The organism is Nocardioides carbamazepini (genome assembly GCF_024614185.1).
GTDB classification, from domain to species: Bacteria; Actinomycetota; Actinomycetes; order Propionibacteriales; family Nocardioidaceae; genus Nocardioides; species Nocardioides carbamazepini.
The window spans coordinates 245,163-267,514 of sequence record NZ_JAHTLF010000016.1 but is presented as its reverse complement, the minus strand read 5'-3'; the positions used below and the strand labels follow the sequence as shown (position 1 = coordinate 267,514).

The following is a 22,352-nucleotide window of genomic DNA, read 5'->3' as shown; positions in this document are numbered from 1 at the left end:
CTCTCGACAGATCTGCTCTACCTGTTAAAAGAACGGGGAAAACTTAACACGTTCCGACGACATGTCGGGTTCCCTGACATGTCGTACGACGGCGATCGGACCAGAGGTCAGGCGGAGCGGATCGCCACGACGTCGGCGAAGGCCTCGAGTGCGGCGCGCACGGAACCCTCGGGCAGCGCCTCCAGCAGCCGCTTGGCCTCCTGGGCCCGGGCCACGACGTACGCCCGGGCCTGCTCCATGGCGGCGTGCTTGCGGAGCAGGTCGAGCGCCTCGGCGTGGAGCCCGGCGTCGCCGGCGAGGTCGGTGCGCGCGGGGTCGAGCAGCTCGCGCAGGCGGGCGTCGGCGGGATCGGTCGAGGCACGCGCCATCAGCACCGGGAGGGTCGGGACGCCCTCCTTGAGGTCGGTGCCGGGCGTCTTGCCGGACTCCTCGCTCTCGGAGGCGATGTCGAGGATGTCGTCGGAGAGCTGGAACGCCGTGCCGACCAGCTCGCCGTACTCGGTGAGCGCCGCGACCACGTCCGGTGCGGCGCCGGCGAAGAGCGCGCCGTAGCGGGCCGACGTCGCGATCAGGGAGCCGGTCTTGCCGGCGACCACCTCGAGGTGGTGGGCGAGGGCGTCCTCGCCGGGGCCGGGCTCCACCGTCTCGAGGATCTGGCCCTCCACCAGCCGGGTGAAGGTCTCCGCCTGGATCCGCACCGCCTCCGGGCCCAGCTGGGAGGTCAGCTCCGACGACTTGGCGAACAGCCAGTCGCCGGTGAGGATCGCGACCAGGTTGTCGTAGCGCGCATTGGCCGAGTCCTCGCCTCGGCGCAGCGCGGCCTCGTCCATGACATCGTCGTGATAGAGCGAGCCGACATGGGTGATCTCCACGACGCAGGCCGCGGTGAGGACCTCCTCGGCGTCGGGCCGAGGCCCCGCCTCGGCCGCCAGGAGCACGAGCAGGGGCCGGAACCGCTTGCCACCGGCGGCGAGCAGGTGGCGCGCCGCCTCGGTGACGTAGGGTGCCCGGCTCGACGCGTGCCCGTAGAGCGCCTCCTCGACCGTCGCCATCCGTTCCCGCAGCCGATCGGCGAGGGCGGGGTCGTCGATCGGCAGCGCCAGGTCGGCGGGACGCGCAGCGGAGGTCACCTGATGAAGTCTCCCGCACCGGTCACGAGATCGAGAACCGGGCCCGGCACGACACCCATGACCAGGGTCGCCGCCAGGCACACCACGATGGTGCCCGACGTGAGCAGCGACGACCGGGTGACGACGCCGGCTCCGTCCTGGCTGGGCTCGGTGAAGAACATCAGCCGGATGTGCCGGACATAGAACGTGATCGCGAGGATGCTGCACGCGATCGCCACCAGGACCACCGGCCACGCGCCCGCGGACAGCGCCGAGGTGAACACCGCCCACTTGCCGATGAAGCCCGCGGTGAGCGGGATGCCGGCCATGGAGAGCAGGAAGAACGCGAACGCCCCCGCGACCAGCGGCGAGGTGCGCCCCAGCCCGGCCCAGCGGTCGTACGCCGTCGCCTCGCCGCCGGCGTCGCGCACCAGCGTGACGATGGCGAAGGCGCCGATCATGGCGAAGCCGTAGGTGGTGAGGTAGAAGAGCACACCCTCGAGCGAGGTGTACTGGCCCTGGGCGAGGTCGCCCGCGCTCTGCACGCCGAGCACGCCGACCAGGATGAAGCCGGTGTGCGCCACCGAGGAGTAGGCGAGCATCCGCTTCACGTCGTTCTGCACGATGGCGAGGATCGCGCCGAGGATCATCGAGGCGATCGCGATCACCCAGAGCATCGGCTGCCAGCTCCAGCGCTCGCCGCCGAAGGCGACGTAGAGCAGGCGCAGCAGCGCGCCGAAGGCGGCGACCTTGGTGCCGGCGGCCATGAACGCGGTCACCGCGGTGGGCGCGCCCTGGTAGACGTCCGGGGTCCAGGCCTGGAAGGGCGCGGCACCGACCTTGAACAGCAGCCCGACGGCGAGCAGGCCGATGCCCGCCAGCAGCAGGCCGTGGTTGGCCGAGCCGGCCCGCACCGCCTCGTTGATGCCGGCGAAGCTGACCGAGCCCGCGTAGCCGTAGACCAGCGCGGCGCCGTACAGGAAGAAGCCGGACGCGAAGGCGCCGAGGAGGAAGTACTTCATCGCCGCCTCCTGGCTCAGCAGGCGGCGACGGCGGGCCAGGCCGCAGAGCAGGTAGAGCGGCAGCGAGAGCACCTCGAGGGCGACGAACATGGTCAGCAGGTCACCGGACGCGGGGAACAGCAGCATGCCGAAGACGGCGAACAGGAGCAGCGGGTAGACCTCGGTGTGCTCCAGGCCCCGGGTCGAGGCCTCACGCTCACCCTCGGTGCCGGGAAGCGCGGCCGCCTGGCCGGTGAAGGCCGAGACCCCACCTTCGAGACGCTGCTCACCGAAGAGCGCGACGCCGCCGAGGGCGAAGACCAACAGCAGGCCCCACAGGTAGACCGTCGGGCCGTCGACCACGATGCTGCCCATCGCGCCGACCAGACCGCGACCCTCGCTGCCGCCGGAGCCATCGGCGCCGGCGTGCTCGTCGAGACCCATGCCGACGACGACCGTGGCGACCAGCGCCGCGACGACGGTGACCAGGGCCAGACCCACCTGCGGCAGGCGCCGGGTCCCGCGCGGCAGGAAAGCCTCCAGCATGACGCCGACGCAGGCACCGCCGAAGACGATGAGGAGCGGCAGCAGCTCGGCGTACTCGAGCTCGGGCTTCACGAACTCCATCAGTGGGCCCCCTCTCCCTCGGTCTCGGCATGGACGACCGTCGGTGCGTCGTCCTGGACCCCGACCTGCTGCATCAGGTCACCCACCATCGGGTTGCTCACGTCGAGCAGCGGCGCCGGGTAGAACCCGAAGAACACCAGCGCGACCATGAGCGGGGCGACGGCGGCGATCTCGCGGACGCCGAGGTCCGTGGTGCCCTCCACCTCCGGGGGCGTCGGGCCGGTCATCGTGCGCTGGTACATCCACAGCACGTAGATGGCGGACAGGACGACCGCGGTGACGGCGATCGCGCCGACGTACCAGCCGTAGTCGAAGGCGGCGACGAACACCAGGAACTCGCTGATGAACGGCGACAGGCCGGGCAGGCCGAGCGTGGCCAGGCCGGCGACCAGCAGCAGGCCGGCGAGGACCGGGGCGACCTTCTCGACACCGCGCATCTCGCGGATCGAGGCCGTCCCGGTGCGGTCGTAGAGATAGCCGGCCACCAGGAAGAGCGCGGCGGTGCCCAGGCCGTGGTTGACCATGTAGAGGATCGCGCCCGTGCCGCCCTGGCTGGTCATCGTGAAGACGCCGAGCGTGATCAGGCCGAAGTGGCTCAGCGAGGTGAGACCGATGAGCCGGAAGACGTCGTCCTGCCCGATCGCGACCAGGGCGCCATAGACCACGGAGATCAGCGCGAGCGTGATGACGAAGGGCGTCGCCCACTGCGAGGCCTCCGGGAAGATGCCGAGGCAGAAGCGCATCATCCCGAAGGTGCCGATCTTGTCGAGGATGCACACGAGCAGCACGCCGGTGCCCGGCGTCGCCTTCTCGGTGGTGTCGGCCAGCCAGGTGTGCAGCGGGAACAGCGGCGCCTTGATCGCGAAGGCGATGAAGAAGCCGAAGAACAGCCAGCGCCCGGCCTCCGTGCCGATGTCGAGCTTCTCGAGGTCGGAGAGGAGGTACGACGGCTCGCCCTGCTGAGCGGAGACGACGTACAGCCCGATCACCGACGCCAGCAGGACCAGGCCGCCGGCGAGCTGGAACATCAGGAACTTCAGCGCCGCCGCGCCACGGCCGTCGCGGCCGAAGCCGCCGACCAGGAAGTACGCCGGGATCAGGGTCGCCTCGAAGACGACGTAGAACAAGAACACATCGGTCGCGCAGAACACGGCGAGCGAGAGGCCCTCCAGCGCGAGGGTCCAGGCGACGAAGGAGCGGGCGCCGGCCGAGCCGGCGGCGTCGGCCTTGAACCACTCCGCGCCGAGCACCAGCGGGACGAGCAGGACCGTCAGCAGCACCAGCAGCAGGCCGAGGCCGTCGACGCCGAGGGCGTAGTGCACCCCGAACGCCTCGATCCACTCGTGCTCCTCGGTGAGCTGGCGCCCACCGTCGATCTCGTACGACGCCGCGACGACCACGCCCGCGACCAGGGTCGCCAGCGCGACGCCGAGGCCGACGGGCTTGCTGAGCGTGCGCGGCAGCAGGGCGACGGCGATCGCGCCCGCGAGCGGCAGCCAGATCAGGAGGCTGAGCATCAGTTCACCACCACCAGGGTCAGGACGAGGAGCAGTGCGCCGCCGAGGATGCCGAGAGCGTAGGAGCGGACGTAGCCGTTCTGGAGCCGCCGCAGCAGCTCACCGGTGCCGGCGAGGACCGTCGTGCCCCCGGTGAAGAGGCCGTCGACGATCGAGCGGTCGCCGGCGGTGAGGCTACGCACCGTGGCCCGGCCCGGCGTGACCACCAGGCCCTCGTTGATCGCATCGCCGTAGAGGTCGGCACGGGCCGCCTTCGTGGCGATCGAGACGTCGGCGGGGGCGACCCGCGGCACCTCCTGCTTGCCGACCAGGAACCAGGCCAGCGCCACACCGGCGGCGACGACGGCGACCGTGATGAGCGTGATGACGATGACCGGGAGCGGGGGCTCGTGGTGCTCGGCGTGGCCGACGACAGGGCTGAGCCAGTCGACGATCCAGTTGCCGGCGAGCATCAGGCCGCCGAGGACCGACAGCGCCGCCAGGACGATGAGCGGGATCGTCATCACCTTCGGGCTCTCGTGGGGGTGGACGTCTCCCCCGGAATCGGTAGAGCCCCAGCGCTTGTCGGTGAAGAAGGTCATCAGCATCATCCGGGTCATGTAGAAGCCGGTGATGCCCGCGCCCAGCAGGGCGCAGATGCCGACGATCGGGCTCTCGACCAGGGCGGTCTCGATGATCTTGTCCTTGGACCAGAACCCCGCGAACGGGGGCACCCCGATGATCGCGAGGTAGCCCATCGCGAACGTCAGGAAGGTGACGGGGAGCATCTTGTTGAGCGCACCGTAGTGACGCATGTCGACGTCGTCGTCCATCGCGTGCATGACCGAGCCGGCGCCCAGGAACATGTTGGCCTTGAAGAAGCCGTGGGTCAGCAGGTGGAAGATCGCGAAGGCGTAGCCCGCGACGCCGAGGCCGGCGCCGAGCATCATGTAGCCGATCTGGCTCATCGTGGAGCCGGCCAGACCCTTCTTGATGTCGTCCTTGGCGCAGCCGATGATCGCGCCCCACAGCAACGTCACGGTGGCGACGATGATGACCGCCGTCTGCGCGGCCGGGGCCAGCTCGAAGACGAAGTTCGAGCGGGTGATCAGGTAGACACCCGCGGTCACCATCGTCGCGGCGTGGATCAGCGCCGACACCGGCGTCGGGCCCTCCATCGCGTCCAGGAGCCAGGCCTGGAGCGGGACCTGGGCCGACTTGCCGCAGGCACCGACGAGCAGCAGCACGCCGACCCAGTTCAGGGTCGTCTCGGTGGCCCCGCCGGACAGCGCGCTGATGCCGCTGAAGCTGGTGGTGCCGAAGGTCACGATCATCAAGAAGATCGCCAGGCCCAGGCCCATGTCGCCGACCCGGTTGATGACGAACGCCTTCTTGGCCGCGGCTGCCGCGGAGGGCTTGTGCTGCCAGAAGCCGATGAGGAGGTACGACGCGAGGCCGACGCCCTCCCAGCCCAGGAACAGGCCGACGTAGTTCTCCGAGAGGATCAGCATGAGCATGGCCGCGACGAACAGGTTCAGGTAGGCGAAGAACCTGCGCCGGCGCGGGTCGTGGGCCATGTAGCCGATCGAGTAGACGTGGATCAGCGAGCCGACGCCGGTGATCAGCAGCAGGAAGAGCGCCGACAGCGGGTCGTAGAGCAGGTCCAGCCCGATGTGCAGCCCGCCCGCGTCGATCCAGTCGTAGAGGTGCTGGCTGATCTGGCGCTCACCCTCGTCACGGCCGAGGAGGCTGACGAAGAGGACGAGGCTGATCACGAATGACATCGCGGAGGTGGCGGTGCCGAGGAGGTGGCCCCACTTGTCGGTGTAGCGGCCGCCGAGCAGCAGGACGGCGGCCCCGAGCAGCGGCAGCGCGATGATCAGCCACAGCAGCGTGAACGGGCCGTCGGCGTCGGTCGGCGCGACCACGGGGATGGTGGTCTCGCTGGCCTTGAGGGTCAGCGCGGTGAGTGCGTTCATCGTCTCGTCCTCAGAACTTCAGCAGGCTCACGTCGTCGACCGAGGCCGAGCGACGGGTCCGGAAGATGGTCATGATGATCGCGAGCCCGACCACGACCTCGGCCGCGGCGACCACCATCACGAAGAAGGCGGCGATCTGGCCGTCGAGGTTGCCGTGCTGGCGGGCGAAGGCGATGAACGCCAGGTTGCAGGCGTTGAGCATCAGCTCGACGCACATGAACACGACGATCGCGTTGCGTCGGGTGAGCACCCCGATCGAGCCGATCGTGAAGAGGATCGCGGACAGGACGATGTACTCGGTCATGCCGGGTCCTCTTTGCCGTCGGTCGCTTCGCTCCCCGGCTGCTTCGCATCGGGCTTCGCCGTGGGATCCACGCCGAGCTGCTCCTTGATCGCCTCGATGTCGGTGAGACCGGCCGACCGCATGGTGCCGCGGGCGGCGAGCACCCGGGAGACCGAGGCCGCGGCCGGGCTGCCGTCGGGCAGCAGGGCCGGCGTGTCCACCGCGTTGTGACGGGCGTAGACGCCCGGCGGAGGCAGTGGGCCGAGGTGGGCACCGGTCTCGCCGTACGCGCGGATCCGCTCGGCCGCGAGGACCGGCTGGGTGCGCCTGGGCGTGAGCCGCTCGCGGTGGGTCAGCACCATCGCGCCGACGGCCGCGGTGATCAGCAGGGCGCTGGCGGCCTCGAAGATGAAGACGTAGCGCGAGAACAGCAGGTCGGCGAGGGCCTGGACGTTGCCGCCCGCGTTGGCCTCCTCGAGGCCGGTCGCCGTGCCGAGGGTGAGCTGGGACAGGCCGACGACCATCACCACGACGAAGGCCAGGCCGACCAGCCAGGCCAGCGCCCGCTGGCCCTTGATCGTCTCGACCAGCGAGTCGGAGGCGTCGACTCCGACGAGCATCAGCACGAACAGGAAGAGCATCAGGATCGCGCCGGTGTAGACGATGATCTGGACCGCGAAGAGGAACGGCGCCTCGAGGACGGCGTACAGCACGGCGAGGCTGATCATCACCACGGCCAGCAGCAGCGCGGCGTGGACGGCCTTGCGCACGAACAGCAGGCCGAGTGCGGCGACGACCATGATCGGCGCGAGGATCCAGAAGGCGGTCACTGCTTGGCCTCCTCGTCGCTGCCGGCCTTGAACTCACCGCGGTAGTAGTCGTCGTCGCTGCCGAGCAGCTGCGCGTGCGGCGGCTGCTCCATGCCCGGCAGCAGCGGGGCCAGCAGGTCGGACTTCTCGTAGATCAGGCTGGCCCGGCTGTCGTCGGCGAGCTCGTACTCGTTGGTCATCGTCAGTGCCCGGGTCGGGCAGGCCTCGATGCACAGTCCGCAGAGGATGCAGCGCAGGTAGTTGATCTGGTAGACGCTGCCGTAGCGCTCACCCGCCGAGAAGCGCCCCGAGGGCACCGGGTTGCCGTCGGCGTCGACGCTCGCCCCGTCGACGTTCTCGGCCCCCTCGACGTAGATGGCGTCGGCCGGGCAGGCCCAGGCACACAGCTCGCAGCCGACGCACTTCTCCAGGCCGTCGGGCCAGCGGTTGAGCTGGTGCCGGCCGTGGAAGCGCGGCGCGGTCGGCAGCTTCTCCTTGGGGTACTGCTCGGTGACGACCTTGCGGAACATGGTCCGGAAGGTGACCCCGAACCCCGCGACCGGGTCCCACAGCTGCTCCTTGAGGGACGGGCCCTTCTCCTCCGGCCTCTTCGAACCCTGCTGGTCAGCCATTGGTCACCCCTGAATCGCGGACGGTCTCACTGACGGTGTCCTGGGCCGAGCGGAACACGAGCGGCGCGGCGGCACCGCGGACGGCGCCACCCGCCGGCATCGGCGGCACCGGGAATCCCCCGGTGCGCGCCGTGGCGGTCTCGAGGTCGTCCTCGCCCTCCTTCGATCCCTTCTCGGGGACGAGGAAGGTCAGCAGCAGGACCACCAGGACGACGCCGACGACGATCAGCCAGAACTGCGGGTTGCCGCTGAAGCCCTCGTCGAAGACGCCCTCGTTGCGCGCGGCCCGCATCGTGGCGACCGCGACGATCCACACGAGCGAGATCGGGATCAGCCGCTTCCAGCCGAACGCCATGAACTGGTCGTAGCGCAGCCGCGGCAGCGAGCCGCGCAGCCAGATGAAGATGAAGACGAAGAACAGGACCTTGCCGAAGAACCACAGCACCGGCCAGTAGCCCTCGTTGGCGCCGGCCCAGACCTCGTCGATCCAGAACGGGGCGTGCCAGCCGCCGAGGAAGAGGGTGGCCGCGAGCGCCGAGACGGTCGCCATGTTGATGTACTCGGCGAGGAAGAAGAGCGCGAACTTCAGGCTGGAGTACTCGGTGTGGAACCCGCCGACCAGCTCGCCCTCGGCCTCCGGGAGGTCGAACGGCGCGCGGTTGGTCTCACCGACCATGGCGATCGCGTAGATGACGAAGGACGGCAGCAGGATCAGCCCGAACCACAGGTCGTCCTGCGCGGCGACGATCTCACTGGTCGACATCGAGCCGGCGTACATGAACACCGCGACGAGCGCGAGGCCCATGGCGACCTCGTAGGAGATCATCTGGGCGCTCGAGCGGAGGCCGCCGAGCAGCGAGTACGTCGAGCCGCTGGACCAGCCGCCGAGCACGATGCCGTAGATGCCGATCGACGCGATCGCCATCACGAAGAGCACCGCGACCGGCATGTCCGTCAGCTGCAGCGGCGTCTGGTGCCCGAAGAAGTTCACCTCGGGCCCGAACGGGATGACGCTGAAGGTCACGAACGCCGGCACCACGACGATGACGGGCGCGAGCACGAAGACCACCTTGTCGGCGGCCTTCGGGATCAGGTCCTCCTTGAAGGCCAGCTTCACGCCGTCGGCCAACGACTGCAGCAGGCCGAAGGGGCCGTGCACGTTGGGGCCGATCCGGTGCTGCATCCGGGCGACGACGCGCCGCTCCCACCAGATGTTGAACAGGGTCAGCAGCACCAGGATGACGAAGATCAGCAGTGCCTTGAGACCGACGACCCACCAAGGATCGCTGCCGAAGGCCGACAGAGAGTCGTTCACCCGTGCACCCCTTCCGCTCCAGCGATCGTGACCGTCGTGCCCGGGGAGGCCAGGTCGGCGAGGACGCCGTTGCCGACCGAGTTGGCCGGCACCCAGACCACGCCGTCGACGAGGTCGTCGCAGATCTCGGCCGGCAGGGTCATCGAGCCGCGGTCACCGGTGAGGGTGACCGTCGGGCCGTACCGGTCGTAGGCATCCGGCGTGACCAGCGCGACCGGCGTCCGGGCCGTCGCCTTGAGGTACTTGTCGCCCTCCTGGAGCGATCCGTTGTCGAGCAGCTGCTTCCAGGTCGCCAGACGCACAGCGCCGTCGGCGCGAACGGCATCGTCCCTCGCTTCGCTCGGGGGCTTCGTCGTTCCGGACAGACCAGGCTCGCTGCGCTCGCGGTCTGTCCGGTCCCAGGGGCCTAGCTGGGCCATCTCGGCGCGCACCTCGTCGACCGTGCGGAAGCCCAGCGAGGCACCCAGCTCGTCGGCGATGCCGGCCAGCGCCCGCAGCTCGGGCAGCGAGGCCGGGTTGCGCAGCGCGGCCTCCCAGGGGCGCAGCCGCCCCTCCCAGTTGACGAAGGTGCCGGACTTGTCGGTGGTCGGCGCGACCGGGAAGACCACGTCAGCCCGGTCGGTGACCTCCGTGCGGCGCACGTCGAGGGCGACCACGAAGCCGGCCGCGTCGATCGCGGCGCGGGTGGCCGCCGGGTCGGCGGTGTCGTCGGGGTCCACGCCGCCGACGACCAGGCCGCCGAGTGCGCCGGCGACCAGCGCCGCGACGATCCCGTCGGCGTCGCGTCCCGGGGTCGCGGGAAGGGCGTCGACGCCCCAGGCGGCGGCGACGTCGACCCGTGCGCCGGCGTCGGCGACCGGGCGGCCGCCGGGCAGCAGGGTCGGCAGGCAGCCCGCCTCGATCGCGCCCCGGTCACCGGCACGGCGCGGCACCCAGGCCAGCCGGGCGCCGGTGGCGGCCGCGATCTCGGCGGCGGCGCTCAGCGCACCGGGTACGACGGCCAGCCGCTCGCCGACGAGCAGCACCGCCGTCGCGTCGAGCTCTCCGGCCAGCGCCCGCAGCGCGGCCGGCTCGTCGCCGGGCGCGGTCGGGACCAGCCGTGCCCCGAGCTTGGCGAGACCGCGGGTCGTGAACGGCGCGAGGCTGATCACCTCGGTGCCGCCCGCGCGGACCGACTTGCGCAGCCGCAGGAAGATGGCGGCAGCCTCGTCCTCGGGCTCCAGGCCGACCAGGACCACCGTGGCGGCGGACTCCAGGTCGGCGTACGTGACGCCGCCGGCCCCGGGACCGGTGAGCACCACGTGGGAGGCCAGGAAGTCCGCCTCCTCCGCCGACAGGGGGCGGGCCCGGAAGTCGATGTCGTTGGTGTCGAGCGCGACCCGGGCGAGCTTGGCGTAGGCGTAGGCGTCCTCGGCGCTCAGCCGACCGCCGGTCAGGACGCCCACGCCGCCGGCCGCCTTCGCCGCGGCGAGGCCGCGGGCCGCGACCGTGAACGCCTCGGGCCAGGATGCCGGCCGCAGCGCGCCGTCCTCGTCGCGGACCTGCGGGTAGGTGAGCCGGTCGTCGGCCTGCGCGTAGGCGAAGGCGAACCGGTCCTTGTCGCTGATCCACTCCTCGTTGACCGCCGGGTCGTCGCCGGCCTGGCGGCGCAGCACCGTGCCACGGCGGTGGTCGACCCGGATCGCCGAGCCGCACGCGTCGTGCTCGGCGACGCCGGGGGTCGAGACCAGGTCGAAGGGGCGGGACCGGAAGCGGTACTGCTCGGAGGTCAGCGCGCCGACCGGGCAGATCTGGATGACGTTGCCGGAGAAGTACGACAGGAAGGGCGCGTCCTCGGCGATGCCGATCTGCTGCTGGACACCGCGCTCGACCAGCGCGATGAAGGGGTCGCCCGCGATCTCGTCGGCGAACCGGGTGCAGCGCTGGCACACGATGCAGCGCTCACGGTCGAGCAGCACCATCGGCGAGAGGTTGATCGGCTTGGGGAAGGTCCGCTTCACGCCGCGGTTGCGGTCGTCGGAGAAGCGCGACTCGCCGCGGCCGTTGGACATGGCCTGGTTCTGCAGCGGGCACTCGCCGCCCTTGTCGCAGACAGGGCAGTCGAGCGGGTGGTTGATGAGCAGCAGCTCCATCACGCCCTGCTGGGCCTTGTCGGCGACCGGGCTGCTGACCTGGGTGCTGACGACCATGCCCTCGGCGACGGGGAGCGTGCAGGACGCCTGGGGCTTCGGGAAGCCCCTGCCGTTGCCGGCGTCGGGCACGTCGACCAGGCACTGCCGGCAGGCGCCGACGGGCGCGAGCAGCGGATGGTCGCAGAACCGCGGGATCTGGACACCGACCTGCTCGGCGGCCCGGATCACCAGCGTGTCCTTGGGGACGCTGACCTGGACGCCGTCGATCGTGACCGTGACCAGATCGGTCTTCTCGATCTCGGGGGCGCTCATGCCGACACCTCCGTTCCGGCCCAGGCCGTCGACCTCGCGGGGTCGAACGGGCAGCCGCCGTGGCTCAGGTGCGCGAGGTACTCCTCGCGGAAGTACTGGATCGAGCTGGTCACCGGGCTGGTGGCGCCGTCACCGAGCGCGCAGAACGCACGCCCGAGGATGTTGTCGCACTGGTCGATCAGCTGGTCGAGGTCCGCCTCGCTGCCCTGGCCGTTCTCGAGCCGGGTGAGCGCCTGCGCCAGCCACCAGGTGCCCTCGCGGCACGGGGTGCACTTTCCGCAGGACTCGTGCTGGTAGAACTCCGTCCAGCGCAGGACGGCGCGCACCACACACACGGTGTCGTCGAAGATCTGCAGCGCGCGCGTGCCGAGCATCGAGCCCGCACCGGCCACGCCCTCGAAGTCGAGGGGCACGTCGAGGTGCTGGTCGGTGAACAGCGGCGTGCTGGATCCTCCGGGCGTCCAGAACTTGAGCTGGTGGCCCTCGCGTACGCCGCCCGCCAGGTCGAGCAGCTCACGCAGCGTGATGCCGAGCGGCGCCTCGTACTGACCGGGCTTCCGCACGTGGCCCGAGAGCGAGAAGATGCCGTGGCCCTTGGACTTCTCAGTGCCCATCGCACCGAACCAGGCCGCGCCGTTCTTGACGATGGCAGGCACCGAGGCGATGGACTCGACGTTGTTGATGACCGTCGGGCTGGCGTAGAGCCCTGCGACCGCCGGGAACGGCGGACGCAGCCGAGGCTGGCCGCGGCGGCCCTCGAGTCCCTCGAGCAGCGCGGTCTCCTCACCGCAGATGTAGGCACCGGCACCGGCATGGACGACGACGTCGAGGTCGTAGCCGGAGCCGTGGATGTCCTTGCCGAGATGGCCGGCGGCGTAGGCCTCCTCGACGGCCGCCTGCACCCGGCGGATGACGTGGACGACCTCGCCACGGATGTAGATGAACGCCTTGTTGGCGCGGATGGCGTAGGAGCTGATGATGACGCCCTCGACGAGCACATGGGGGTTGCCCATCATCAGCGGGATGTCCTTGCAGGTGCCCGGCTCGGATTCGTCGGCGTTGACGACGAGGTACTTCGGCTTCGGGTTGTCCTGAGGGATGAAGGACCACTTCATGCCGGTCGGGAAGCCGGCGCCGCCGCGGCCGCGCAGGCCGCTGTCCTTGACGGCGGTGATGATGTCGTCGGGGCTCATGGCGAAGGCGGCGTCGAGGGCGGCGTACCCACCTCGTTCGGCGTAGGTCGCCAGCTTCCAGGCCTGCTCCGCGTCCCAGATGTCCGTCAGGACCGGGGTCAGCACGTCGGTCATGCGTCGCTCTCCTTCGCCTCGACCGCCGGCGTCGCCGCCGGGTCCGGTGCGCTCCAGCCATGCTCACGGGCGATCTCGAGGCCGGCGAGCGAGGCGGGACCGGCGGCCGGTCCCTCGTCGGCCCGGCCGTCGGGGAAGCCGGCGAGCACCCGCTCGGTCTCCCGCCAGGAGCACAGCTTCGGGCCGCGCGTCGAGCTGACCTCGTGGCCGGCGCGGAGCGCTTCGACCATCTGGACGGCCGACTCGGGGGTCTGGTTGTCCATGAACTCCCAGTTGACCATCAGCACCGGTGCGTAGTCGCAGGCGGCGTTGCACTCGATGTGCTCGAGGCTGACCGTGTGGGAGTCGCCCTGGCGCTGGGCCGCGACCTCGTCGTTGCCGATCTCGAGGTGGTCCTTGAGGCGCTGGAAGATGGCGTCGCCGCCCATCACCGCGCACAGCGTGTTGGTGCAGACGCCGACGTGGTAGTCGCCCACGCCATGGCGCTTGTACATCGTGTAGAAGGTCGCGACGCCGTTGACCTCGGCGGCGCTGATCTCGAGGATCGCCGCGCAGGTCTCGATGCCCTCCGGGGTGATCCGGCCCTGGGCGGACTGCACCAGGTGCAGCATCGGCAGCAGGCCGGAGCGTGCCTCGGGGTAGCGGGCCGCGATCTCGCGCAGCTCGGCGATCGTCTTGTCGTCCAACGGGGCGGTGGTGCTCATCGGTCGACGCCTCCCATCACGGGGTCGATGCTCGCGATGGCCACGATGACGTCGGCGATCTGGCCGCCTTCACTCATCACGCCCATCGCCTGGAGGTTGTTGAACGACGGGTCGCGGAAGTGCGCCCGGAAGGGCCGGGTGCCGCCGTCGGAGACGACGTGCGCGCCGAGCTCCCCGCGCGGCGACTCGACCGGCACATAGGCCTGCCCGGCGGGGACGCGGAAGCCCTCGGTGACCAGCTTGAAGTGATGGATCAGCGCCTCCATCGACTCGCCCATGATGTGGCGGATGTGGTCGAGGCTGTTGCCCATGCCGTCGCTGCCGATCGAGAGCTGGCTCGGCCAGGCGACCTTCTTGTCGGCCACCATCACCGGCGCGCCTTCGAGCTTCGCCAACCGGTCGGCGGCCTGCTCGATGATCTTCAGCGACTCCCACATCTCGTTGAGCCGGACCCGGAACCGGCCGTAGGAGTCGGCGGTGTCCCAGGTCTGTACGTCGAAGTCGTAGGTCTCGTAGCCGCAGTAGGGCTGCGCCTTGCGCAGGTCGAAGCCGTAGCCGGTGCTGCGCAGGACCGGACCGGTGAGGCCCAGCGCCATGCAGCCCTCGAGGTCGAGGTGGCCGACGTTCTCGAGGCGCGCCTTGAAGATCGGGTTCGCGTTGCACAGCGCGGCGTACTCCGGGAGCCGCTTCTTCATCAGCGCGACGAAGGAGCGGATCTCGTCGAGCGCGCCGGGTGGGAGGTCCTGCGCGACGCCGCCGGGGCGGATGAACGCGTGGTTCATGCGCAGGCCGGTGATCAGCTCGAACAGGTCGAGCACCAGCTCCCGCTCGCGGAAGCCGATCGTCATCACGGTCAGCGCGCCGATCTCCATGCCGCCGGTGGCGATGCACACGAGGTGGGACGAGATCCGGTTGAGCTCCATGAGCAGGACCCGCATGATCTGGGCCTTCTCGGGGATGTCGTCCTCGATGTCGAGCAGCCGCTCGACGCCGAGGGAGTAGGTCGCCTCGTTGAAGAAGGGTGAGAGATAGTCCATCCGGGTGCAGAACGTGACGCCCTGCGTCCAGGAGCGGTACTCCATGTTCTTCTCGATGCCGGTGTGGAGGTAGCCGATGCCACAGCGGGCCTCGGTGACCGTCTCGCCCTCGATCTCGAGGATCAGCCGCAGCACGCCGTGGGTCGACGGGTGCTGGGGACCCATGTTGACGACGATCCGCTCAGCCGCGTCGCTGTCGCCCATGTCGGCGGCGATCTCATCCCAGTCCTGACCGGTGACGGTGAAGACCTTGCCCTCGGCGGTGTCGGCGCCGCCGGCGTAGAAGTCCTGGTCGGTGCCCATCAGTTGTAGCTCCTCCGCTGGTCCGGCGGCGGCACGCTCGCGCCCTTGTACTCGACGGGGATGCCGCCGAGCGGGTAGTCCTTGCGCTGGGGGTGGCCCGGCCAGTCGTCGGGCATCAGGATCCGGGTGAGGGCCGGGTGGCCGTCGAACTGGATGCCGAACATGTCCCAGGTCTCCCGCTCGTGCCAGTCGGCGGCGGGGTAGATCGGGACCAGGCTCGGGACGTGCGGGTCGCCGTCGGGGGCGGCGGTCTCCACACGGACCCGGCGGTTCCAGGTGAAGGACATCAGGTGGTAGACGGCGTGCAGCTCACGGCCGGCGTCACCGGGGTAGTGGACGCCGCTGACGCCGGACAGCAGCTCGAAGCGCAGGTCGGGGTCGTCCCGGAGCTTCCGGGCCGCGGCCAGCAGGTTGTCGCGGTGGATGTGGAAGGTGATCTCGCCGCGGTGGATGACGACCTGCTCGATGAGCGGGTCGAGCGCATCGGCCACCGTGTCGAACCAGCCGCCGTAGGGCCGCTGCGCGGCACCGGGCAGCACGACGGGAGCCACCAGGCCGCCGTACCCGCTGGTGTCTCCGGAGCCCTGGACGCCGAACATGCCCTGGCGCTCGCCGACGGCGCGGACCTCGAGCCCCGGCTCCCCGAAGGCCTCGGGGACGTTCTCGGGCGACTGCTCGACCGCGGGCTGCTCGACGGACTTCTCGGGACCGGCGGGCTTGTCGTCGCTCATCGCAGCATCCCCCTCATGTCGCCGGTCGGCAGGGCGGCGAGACCGTCGGCCTCGAGCTCGCGGATCTGCGCCTGGCGGTTGGCACCGAGCGGCGTGTGCTGGACCTTGTCGTGCAGCTTGAGGATCGCGTCGATGAGCATCTCCGGACGCGGCGGACAGCCGGGGAGGTACATGTCGACAGGCACGACGTGGTCGACGCCCTGGACGATCGCGTAGTTGTTGAACATGCCGCCGCTGCTGGCGCACACGCCCATGGCCAGCACCCACTTGGGCTCGGCCATCTGGTCGTAGATCTGACGCAGCACCGGCGCCATCTTCTGGCTCACCCGGCCCGCCACGATCATCAGGTCGGCCTGCCGCGGGCTGGCCCGGAAGACCTCCATGCCGAACCGGGCGAGGTCGTACTTCGGGCCACCCGACGTCATCATCTCGATCGCGCAGCACGCGAGACCGAAGGTCGCCGGCCAGAAGCTGGCCTTGCGCATGTAGCCGGCCAGGCCCTCGACCGTGCTCAGCAGGACTCCGCTCGGGAGCTTCTCCTCGACACCCATCAGTTTCCTCCCGTTGAGGGTCGCGATCCGCTGCAGTGCATCGTGGTCCTCAATCCCAATCGAGTCCGCCGCGACGCCAGACGTAGGCGTAGGCGACGAAGACGGTGGCGATGAACAGGACCATCTCGATCAGTCCGAACCAGGCCATCGCGTCGAAGCGGACGGCCCAGGGGTAGAGGAAGATGATCTCGATGTCGAAGACGATGAAGAGCATCGCGGTGATGTAGTACTTCACCGGGAAGCGACCCGTCAGCGCCTGGGGCGTGGGCTCGATGCCGCACTCGTAGGAGTCGAGCTTGGCGCGGTTGTAGCGCCGCGGCCCCACCATCGTGCTCATGGCGACCGAACCGACCGCGAACAACGCGGCCAGGGCCGCCAGGACCAGCACCGGCGTGTAGAGCTCCATGAGCCTCCCTCTCGTGATCTTGTGAACAGAATCACTAGTGGCGTGGGGCACATATTGCCACCCATCCGGGGCGCCGTCACAGGGGGGTCGGCAATGCCGGCTCCCCCACGCCCGGACCGGCGAAAACCGGCGCTGACCTGCGCATTTAACGCATGCGAGGGTTGCGTAATTCGACGGCGGCGCTGCCGCCCTCGGTCAGGCCCAGAGCGAGGTGACGGGGACCGCCCAGACTCCTTCGACCAGCTCGAAGGTGGCCTCGCCACGGTGCAGGACCACCGTCGCCAGGAGTCGATCCCCAAGCTGCTCGCGCAGCCACACCAGGTGGCGCGCGTCAGCAGGCCTCGGCTCGACGCCCGCCTTGACCTCGGCAGCCACGAGACCGCCATCGAGCTCGATCAGCAGGTCGATCTCGCGCTCGCCACCCTTGGTCCGCACGTGATGCAGGACGCCGCCGAGCCGGTCGCACTCCGGGCGGAGCTGCGCGGCGACGAAGGACTCCAGATAGCGCCCGGCCAGCGCAGGGTCGCGGCGCAACTGGTCGGGCCCGATCCGCGCGAGCGCGAGAGCCAGTGCCGCATCCACGTACTGTCGTTTGGGATATGTCGTGATGCGCTTGAGCCTGTTGCTCTCCCAGGCAGGAAGATCCGCCCTGATGTGGGTCCGCGTCAGCATCTGCTCGTACGCCGCCAGCGTCGCCCGGTTGATGTCCGCCGAACGCCACAGGTGCTCGTCGGGCACCGCCTGCGACTCGGATTCGGCGAGGACCCGGAGCAGTCGGTTGACCCGGATCGGATCCCGCCGATCCCCGACCTCCCGCTCGGTGATCGTCCCAGCGTAGGAGCGCAACCACTCCGCGCTCGATGACAGTCCCGACGCGGCCGGGAATCCTGTGACCACGAGGTCCGCGACGTCCATGCGCGGGTGCCGCCGTCCCGGCACCGTGACCTCGCCCCCCAGCAGTCGCTCCAACCACAGCGGCCCGGCTCCGGCTCCGTCGAGCTCCCGGCGCGTCATCGGGCGCAGTGCGATCCGGACGCTGCGGCCGGTCAGTGGATAGGTCGGCCCGTAGGCCTCGGGCTCGACCGATCCGGCGAGGATGAGGGATCCCGGCGTCGGATCCTCGTCGACGATCGCCTTGGCGGCCCACAGGAGCCCGGTGCCGGCGAGCTGCCATTCATCGACCAGGACCGGCCGTCCTCCGTCGGTGAGTACGCGGGCCGGGTCGGACTCGACGAGAGCGAGGTCCCGGGGCAACCGGAGCTCCGACGAGGCGGCGCGCGAGGCAGAGGTGGTCTTTCCCGTCGCCCGGGCGCCGTCGAGCATGACGACAGGGAAGGTCTCGAGCGCGGCCATCAGCGTTTGATCAGCGATCCGAGGGAGGTAGGCCACCCGGCCAGAGTAGCGGTTTCGTCGGGCTATCCCTAGCGGTTTCGTCGGGCGGACAGCAGCGGTTTCGTCAGGCGGTTGCGCGGTGCAGGGCGACGATGCCGCCGGACAGGTTGCGCCACTGGGGGCGGGTCCATCCGGCCTCGGCGATCAGGTCGGCCAGCCCGCGCTGGTCCGGCCAGGCGCGGATGGACTCCGCGAGATAGACGTACGCGTCGGGCGCGGAGGAGACGGCGCGCGCGACGGCGGGCAGCGCCTTCATCAGGTACTCGATGTAGACGGTGCGCCAGGGACTCCAGGTCGGGTGGCTGAACTCGCACACGACCAGCCGGCCGCCGGGCTTGGTGACCCGGCGCATCTCCGCCAGCCCCGCCAGCGGGTCGACGATATTGCGCAGCCCGAAGGAGATCGTGACGGCGTCGAAGGTCCCGTCCCGGAAAGGCAGCCTCGTGCCGTCGCCGGCCGTGAACGGCAGGTGGGGCAGCTGCGACTTGCCGACCTGGAGCATGCCGATCGAGAAGTCGCACGGCACGACCTCGGCGCCGGCGTCCAGGAACGGCTGGCTCGAGGTGCCGGTGCCGGCCGCGAGATCGAGCACCCGGTCGCCGTACGACGGGTCGACCGAGGCGAGCACCTCGCGCCGCCAGCGGCGGTCCTGGCCGAAGGACAGGATGTCGTTGGTCAGGTCGTAGCGCCGGGCGACGGCGTCGAACATCCGGCGTACGTCGGCGGGCTGCTTGTCGAGCTCGGCGCGGGCCATCGGGGTGCTCAGCCCTCCTCGGTGAGCTCGAGCACGCGGTCGACGTACGACGCGACCTCCTCGGGCGCGAGCCCGGTGGCGTAGACGTCGTAGCTGAGGCCGTCGCGCTCGGTGCGGCACTCGGCCTGGTAGTTGGCCGCGGGGACCTCGCCGCCGGTGGGCACGCCCGTCGTGGGGTCGGCGCCCTCCTGCCACGCGACGGCGCAGCGGTAGCCGTCGATCGCGCGCAGCTCGTAGTGCGAGCCGCCCTGCTGGTCGATCTTGAACGGGCCGCTCGGGATGACCAGGCCGGCGCCGCCGGCACTGATGGTGACGGCGATCTGGGCCGGCGCCACCTGCGCATCGCTCTGGCCCATCACCGCGGCGTCGACGTAGGCACGGACCCGGGCGGCGCCGTAGATGGCGGAGAGCTCGCTCGACGCCTCGGTGTCGCCGGTCGCGGCCCGGTCGGTGACCTGCTCGATGGCCTCGAGGTCGGCCGGGTCGGTGAGACCGGCATCCTCGGCGGTCACGGCCGACAGGGCGACCATGCGGTCGTCGAGCCGGTCCGGCAGGGTCGGGAGGTCGGCGGCGGACGCCGCGGACGCGTCGTCGACGACCTTGGGGAGGCCGACGCCGAAGCCCACGGCTCCGGCGAGGAGGAGGACGCCGGTGGTGGCGCCCACGACGGTGGATCGAGCGATCGGCATCGGGCCATCATGCCCGGTCCGCCTGAGCGCCGGCTGACCGGCCCGCTCCCGGTGATCGGCGGCGACCGGTGCGGGCTCCGGTCAGCGACCGGTCACAGATCGGCGCCGTCCGCGAGCCGCGTGTAGTCCTGTCCGGCCGCCTCGAGGAAGCGGCCGAACTGGGCGTCGGCGACACCGAGTCCCTCGGCCGAGAACACCCGGTCGTGGATGGCGACATTGCGGGCCGCACCCACCCGGCGCGCGAAGTCGACGCCCTCCGAGACCCGCATCCACGGTGCGCACACCGGGGCGAGGAGTACGTCGACCGGAGCTCCGGGCCCGGTCAGCGCATCGCCCGGGTGGAAGATCGTGACCTCCCCTGCGGTGAGGAGGTAGCCGCTGTTGTGGAAGCGGGGCAGCTCCGGATGGATCACGGCATGCAGCTCCCCCACGGCGCGGACGCCGAAGCCGCCGACGGACCAGACCTCCTCCGGCGCGACCACGGTGACCCGCTCGGCCAGGTCCGGCGCGCCGGCGCGGATCTGCGCCGCGACCGCGTCGATGGTGAAGATCGGCGCGTCGGTGGCGCGCAGCAGGTCCGGCGCGTAGTGGTCCGGGTGCTCGTGGGTGATCAGCACCGCGTCGACCCCGTCGACGCACTCGCGCTGGCTCCACACCCCCGGGTCGAGGGCGATGGTCGTACCGCCGTGCTCGATCCGGACCGCGGAGTGGCCGAACTTGGTGAGGCGCATGGTGCCCACGGTAGTCCCGCCGGTCCGCTCCGGACTCAGCCCGTCTGGTGGTGCACGAAGCACCACCGCCAGTCCTCGTCGGGCTCGACCGACCGCATGACGGCATGCTGGGTCGTGCGGAAGTGGGCCGTGGCATGGCGGCCCGGGGAGGAGTCGCAACAGCCGACCTCGCCGCAGGACAGGCACATCCGCAGCGCCACCCACCGGGTGCCGTCGGCAAGGCACGCCGCACAGGCGGGCTCGTCGGGCGGGTCGAGAAGCGGGGTGCTGGCGAGGTGCTCGCAGCCGTCGTGGCGCTGCTGCCGGCCCGTGGAGCGCAGGTCGGCGCGGGCGGCCTCCGCCGCGTCGAGCATCGACTCCTCCACGTCGAGCATGGCCAGCACCTCGCTGACGATCTCCGAGGGGACCGACCCGGTGGACCGGATCTCCAGCACCCGCCGGCGCTCCGCCTCGATCATGTCGCCGCGCCAGCGGGAGTAGAGGTCGCTCGGGCTCTCCTCGCCCTCGGTGGTGCCGAGCCGCTCCCACGCCGCGAAGTTGCGCTGCTCGATGCGCTGGATGATGAGGGCGCGCACCTGGTGGGGGTCGTCGGCGTCGGCGGCCAGCTCGTCGAGGCGATGGATCCCGGCCTTGGCCGCCTGTTGGAGCAGCGTGGCGCGGGCGAGCGCGTCGTCGTGCGGGTCGGGGCCGGCGACTCTGAGCCGGCGGGCCAGCAGCGGCAGGGTCATGCCCTGGCCGAGCAGGGTGCCGGCGACGACCGTGAAGGCGATGACGAGGAGCACCTCGCGGTGCGCGGTGTCCTCGGGGACGGTGAACGCGGCGGCCAGGGTGACCACGCCCCGCATCCCGGCCCAGCCGATCAGGAACGAGCTGCGCCACAGCATCGGCTCCTCGCCGCGCGCCGCGTCCGAGCGGCGCAGGAGGAGGCCGCTCGCCGCGAACACCCAGACCAGCCGCAGCACGACGCACGCACCGAAGGCCGCCGCGCACGCCACCGCGATCCGGGATCCCGCGAACTCGCTCTCACCGACCTCACCGAGCAGCCAGTCGGCCTGCAGGCCGATGAGGAGGAAGACCGTGTTCTCCAGGACGTAGGCGATGGTGCGCCAGTTCGTGCGCTCGGCGATCCGCGACTGGGCCGACTGCAGCACCGGCGCCACGTGGCCGAGCAGCAGCCCGGCGACGACGACGGCGACCACGCCGGAGGCGTGCACCTCCTCGGCCAGGATGTACGACGCGAACGGGATCACCAGCGAGATCGCGGTGTCGAGCAGCGGGTCGGTGACCTTCTTGCGGATGAAGCCGACCACGACGAAGGTGAGGCCGCCGACCGCGGCACCACCGCCGGCGGCGACCGCGAAGTCGAGCCCGACCTCCCACGCGGCGACCGTGGCGCCGAGGGCCGCGATGGCGGTGCGCAGGGCGACCAGGGCGCTGGCGTCGTTGAGCAGCGACTCACCCTCGAGGATCGTGACGACCCGGCGGGGCAGCCCGATCCGGCGCCCGATCGCGGTCGCGGCGACGGCGTCGGGCGGCGCGACGACGGCACCGATCGCGACGGCCAGCGCCCAGCCGAGGTCCGGGATCACGAGCTTCACGACGACGGCGACGCCGACCGTCGTGAACGCCACCAGCCCGACGGAGAGCAGCAGGATCGGGCCCCGGTTGGCGTTGAAGTCGACGAGCGAGGTGTTGACCGCCGCTGAGTAGAGCAGCGGCGGCAGCAGGCCGAGCAGCACGACCTCGGGCTCGAGGTGGAGCTGGGGCACGCCGGGGACGTACGACGCCGCGACACCCACCACGACCAGGGTCAGCGGCGCGGGGATCTCCACCCGCTCGGAGAGGGCGGTGACCGTCAGGACGACCACCGCGATGGCGACGAGCAGGAGCGCGATCTCCATGGGTCAGCCCTGATCCGCCGATGGGTGCCGTTGCGAGCGGCATCCCACGGGTGCGATCGCAAGGCGCAGTCGCGACGGCGGTCTGGTTGCACCATCGAGCGGCTGCAACGCAGCGAGCGCGCCCGTGGGGTGTCGCGTAGTAGGCAGCCAT

The 22,352-nt window shown here is 70.7% G+C and carries 20 protein-coding genes; all 20 read right to left on the bottom strand.

What is annotated here, in order from left to right; genetic code table 11:
* Positions 1-107: 107 nt before the first annotated feature.
* On the bottom strand, positions 108-1,130 hold the full coding sequence (locus tag KVF89_RS14045; RefSeq protein ID WP_257426347.1) for a polyprenyl synthetase family protein: 1,023 nt from the start codon (positions 1,128-1,130) through the stop codon (positions 108-110).
* A complete protein-coding gene (nuoN, locus tag KVF89_RS14040; protein ID WP_257426345.1) occupies positions 1,127-2,737 on the bottom strand; it encodes an NADH-quinone oxidoreductase subunit NuoN in 1,611 nt (536 codons plus the stop codon). Before nuoN ends, KVF89_RS14045 begins: the two co-directional genes overlap by 4 nt.
* The gene (locus KVF89_RS14035; RefSeq protein ID WP_257426344.1) at positions 2,737-4,254 is read right to left on the bottom strand and encodes an NADH-quinone oxidoreductase subunit M; all 1,518 of its coding nucleotides are present in this window, start codon (positions 4,252-4,254) and stop codon (positions 2,737-2,739) included. The genes nuoN and KVF89_RS14035 overlap by 1 nt, the downstream gene beginning before the upstream one ends.
* Entirely contained in the window at positions 4,254-6,212 is a 1,959-nt protein-coding gene (gene nuoL / locus KVF89_RS14030) for an NADH-quinone oxidoreductase subunit L (RefSeq protein WP_257426343.1), read from the bottom strand. Before nuoL ends, KVF89_RS14035 begins: the two co-directional genes overlap by 1 nt.
* Before the next feature lie 10 nt (positions 6,213-6,222).
* Complete coding sequence (nuoK, locus tag KVF89_RS14025; protein WP_257426342.1) at positions 6,223-6,516, bottom strand: NADH-quinone oxidoreductase subunit NuoK; 294 nt, start codon at positions 6,514-6,516, stop codon at positions 6,223-6,225.
* Positions 6,513-7,325 carry an NADH-quinone oxidoreductase subunit J gene (locus KVF89_RS14020; protein WP_257426340.1) on the bottom strand — a complete coding sequence of 271 codons (813 nt, stop codon included), beginning with the start codon at positions 7,323-7,325 and terminating at the stop codon, positions 6,513-6,515. The genes nuoK and KVF89_RS14020 overlap by 4 nt, the downstream gene beginning before the upstream one ends.
* Positions 7,322-7,936, bottom strand: a complete 615-nt coding sequence (gene nuoI, locus KVF89_RS14015; protein WP_257426338.1) for an NADH-quinone oxidoreductase subunit NuoI — start codon at positions 7,934-7,936, stop codon at positions 7,322-7,324. The genes KVF89_RS14020 and nuoI overlap by 4 nt, the downstream gene beginning before the upstream one ends.
* Positions 7,929-9,251, bottom strand: coding sequence for an NADH-quinone oxidoreductase subunit NuoH (nuoH, locus tag KVF89_RS14010; protein ID WP_257426336.1), 1,323 nt, complete (start codon positions 9,249-9,251; stop codon positions 7,929-7,931). Before nuoH ends, nuoI begins: the two co-directional genes overlap by 8 nt.
* Positions 9,248-11,695 carry an NADH-quinone oxidoreductase subunit G gene (locus KVF89_RS14005; protein ID WP_257426335.1) on the bottom strand — a complete coding sequence of 816 codons (2,448 nt, stop codon included), beginning with the start codon at positions 11,693-11,695 and terminating at the stop codon, positions 9,248-9,250. Before KVF89_RS14005 ends, nuoH begins: the two co-directional genes overlap by 4 nt.
* The gene (nuoF, locus tag KVF89_RS14000; RefSeq protein ID WP_257426334.1) at positions 11,692-13,002 is read right to left on the bottom strand and encodes an NADH-quinone oxidoreductase subunit NuoF; all 1,311 of its coding nucleotides are present in this window, start codon (positions 13,000-13,002) and stop codon (positions 11,692-11,694) included. Before nuoF ends, KVF89_RS14005 begins: the two co-directional genes overlap by 4 nt.
* Positions 12,999-13,706, bottom strand: a complete 708-nt coding sequence (gene nuoE, locus KVF89_RS13995; protein ID WP_257426332.1) for an NADH-quinone oxidoreductase subunit NuoE — start codon at positions 13,704-13,706, stop codon at positions 12,999-13,001. Before nuoE ends, nuoF begins: the two co-directional genes overlap by 4 nt.
* The gene (locus tag KVF89_RS13990) at positions 13,703-15,046 is read right to left on the bottom strand and encodes an NADH-quinone oxidoreductase subunit D (protein ID WP_257426331.1); all 1,344 of its coding nucleotides are present in this window, start codon (positions 15,044-15,046) and stop codon (positions 13,703-13,705) included. Before KVF89_RS13990 ends, nuoE begins: the two co-directional genes overlap by 4 nt.
* Positions 15,046-15,777, bottom strand: a complete 732-nt coding sequence (locus KVF89_RS13985; RefSeq protein ID WP_257426330.1) for an NADH-quinone oxidoreductase subunit C — start codon at positions 15,775-15,777, stop codon at positions 15,046-15,048. The genes KVF89_RS13990 and KVF89_RS13985 overlap by 1 nt, the downstream gene beginning before the upstream one ends.
* Positions 15,774-16,328, bottom strand: coding sequence for a NuoB/complex I 20 kDa subunit family protein (locus KVF89_RS13980; protein WP_257426328.1), 555 nt, complete (start codon positions 16,326-16,328; stop codon positions 15,774-15,776). Before KVF89_RS13980 ends, KVF89_RS13985 begins: the two co-directional genes overlap by 4 nt.
* Positions 16,329-16,377: 49 nt before the next feature.
* Positions 16,378-16,734 carry an NADH-quinone oxidoreductase subunit A gene (locus tag KVF89_RS13975; protein ID WP_257426326.1) on the bottom strand — a complete coding sequence of 119 codons (357 nt, stop codon included), beginning with the start codon at positions 16,732-16,734 and terminating at the stop codon, positions 16,378-16,380.
* 195 nt (positions 16,735-16,929) lie between these two features.
* Positions 16,930-18,123 (bottom strand): ATP-binding protein, encoded by a 1,194-nt coding sequence (locus tag KVF89_RS30405; RefSeq protein ID WP_257426325.1) that lies wholly within the window; start codon positions 18,121-18,123, stop codon positions 16,930-16,932.
* A 67-nt stretch (positions 18,124-18,190) separates the two neighbouring features.
* The gene (locus KVF89_RS13965) at positions 18,191-18,880 is read right to left on the bottom strand and encodes a demethylmenaquinone methyltransferase (RefSeq protein ID WP_257426323.1); all 690 of its coding nucleotides are present in this window, start codon (positions 18,878-18,880) and stop codon (positions 18,191-18,193) included.
* 8 nt (positions 18,881-18,888) lie between these two features.
* On the bottom strand, positions 18,889-19,569 hold the full coding sequence (locus KVF89_RS13960; protein WP_257426322.1) for a hypothetical protein: 681 nt from the start codon (positions 19,567-19,569) through the stop codon (positions 18,889-18,891).
* 92 nt (positions 19,570-19,661) lie between these two features.
* Entirely contained in the window at positions 19,662-20,300 is a 639-nt protein-coding gene (locus tag KVF89_RS13955) for an MBL fold metallo-hydrolase (RefSeq protein ID WP_257426320.1), read from the bottom strand.
* Positions 20,301-20,335: 35 nt separating this feature from the next.
* Entirely contained in the window at positions 20,336-22,201 is a 1,866-nt protein-coding gene (locus tag KVF89_RS13950; protein ID WP_257426318.1) for a cation:proton antiporter domain-containing protein, read from the bottom strand.
* Between the last annotated feature and the right edge of the window lie 151 nt (positions 22,202-22,352).

Coding starts and splice junctions, on each gene's coding strand:
- nuoN (WP_257426345.1), bottom strand. CDS start 2,737: ATGGAGTTCGTGAAGCCCGAGCTCGAGTACGCCGAGCTGCTGCCGCTC.
- KVF89_RS14035 (WP_257426344.1), bottom strand. CDS start 4,254: ATGCTCAGCCTCCTGATCTGGCTGCCGCTCGCGGGCGCGATCGCCGTC.
- nuoL (WP_257426343.1), bottom strand. CDS start 6,212: ATGAACGCACTCACCGCGCTGACCCTCAAGGCCAGCGAGACCACCATC.
- nuoK (WP_257426342.1), bottom strand. CDS start 6,516: ATGACCGAGTACATCGTCCTGTCCGCGATCCTCTTCACGATCGGCTCG.
- nuoI (WP_257426338.1), bottom strand. CDS start 7,936: ATGGCTGACCAGCAGGGTTCGAAGAGGCCGGAGGAGAAGGGCCCGTCC.
- KVF89_RS14005 (WP_257426335.1), bottom strand. CDS start 11,695: ATGAGCGCCCCCGAGATCGAGAAGACCGATCTGGTCACGGTCACGATC.
- nuoF (WP_257426334.1), bottom strand. CDS start 13,002: ATGACCGACGTGCTGACCCCGGTCCTGACGGACATCTGGGACGCGGAG.
- nuoE (WP_257426332.1), bottom strand. CDS start 13,706: ATGAGCACCACCGCCCCGTTGGACGACAAGACGATCGCCGAGCTGCGC.
- KVF89_RS13990 (WP_257426331.1), bottom strand. CDS start 15,046: ATGGGCACCGACCAGGACTTCTACGCCGGCGGCGCCGACACCGCCGAG.
- KVF89_RS13985 (WP_257426330.1), bottom strand. CDS start 15,777: ATGAGCGACGACAAGCCCGCCGGTCCCGAGAAGTCCGTCGAGCAGCCC.
- KVF89_RS13980 (WP_257426328.1), bottom strand. CDS start 16,328: ATGGGTGTCGAGGAGAAGCTCCCGAGCGGAGTCCTGCTGAGCACGGTC.
- KVF89_RS13975 (WP_257426326.1), bottom strand. CDS start 16,734: ATGGAGCTCTACACGCCGGTGCTGGTCCTGGCGGCCCTGGCCGCGTTG.
- KVF89_RS13965 (WP_257426323.1), bottom strand. CDS start 18,880: ATGGCCCGCGCCGAGCTCGACAAGCAGCCCGCCGACGTACGCCGGATG.
- KVF89_RS13960 (WP_257426322.1), bottom strand. CDS start 19,569: ATGCCGATCGCTCGATCCACCGTCGTGGGCGCCACCACCGGCGTCCTC.
- KVF89_RS13955 (WP_257426320.1), bottom strand. CDS start 20,300: ATGCGCCTCACCAAGTTCGGCCACTCCGCGGTCCGGATCGAGCACGGC.
- KVF89_RS13950 (WP_257426318.1), bottom strand. CDS start 22,201: ATGGAGATCGCGCTCCTGCTCGTCGCCATCGCGGTGGTCGTCCTGACG.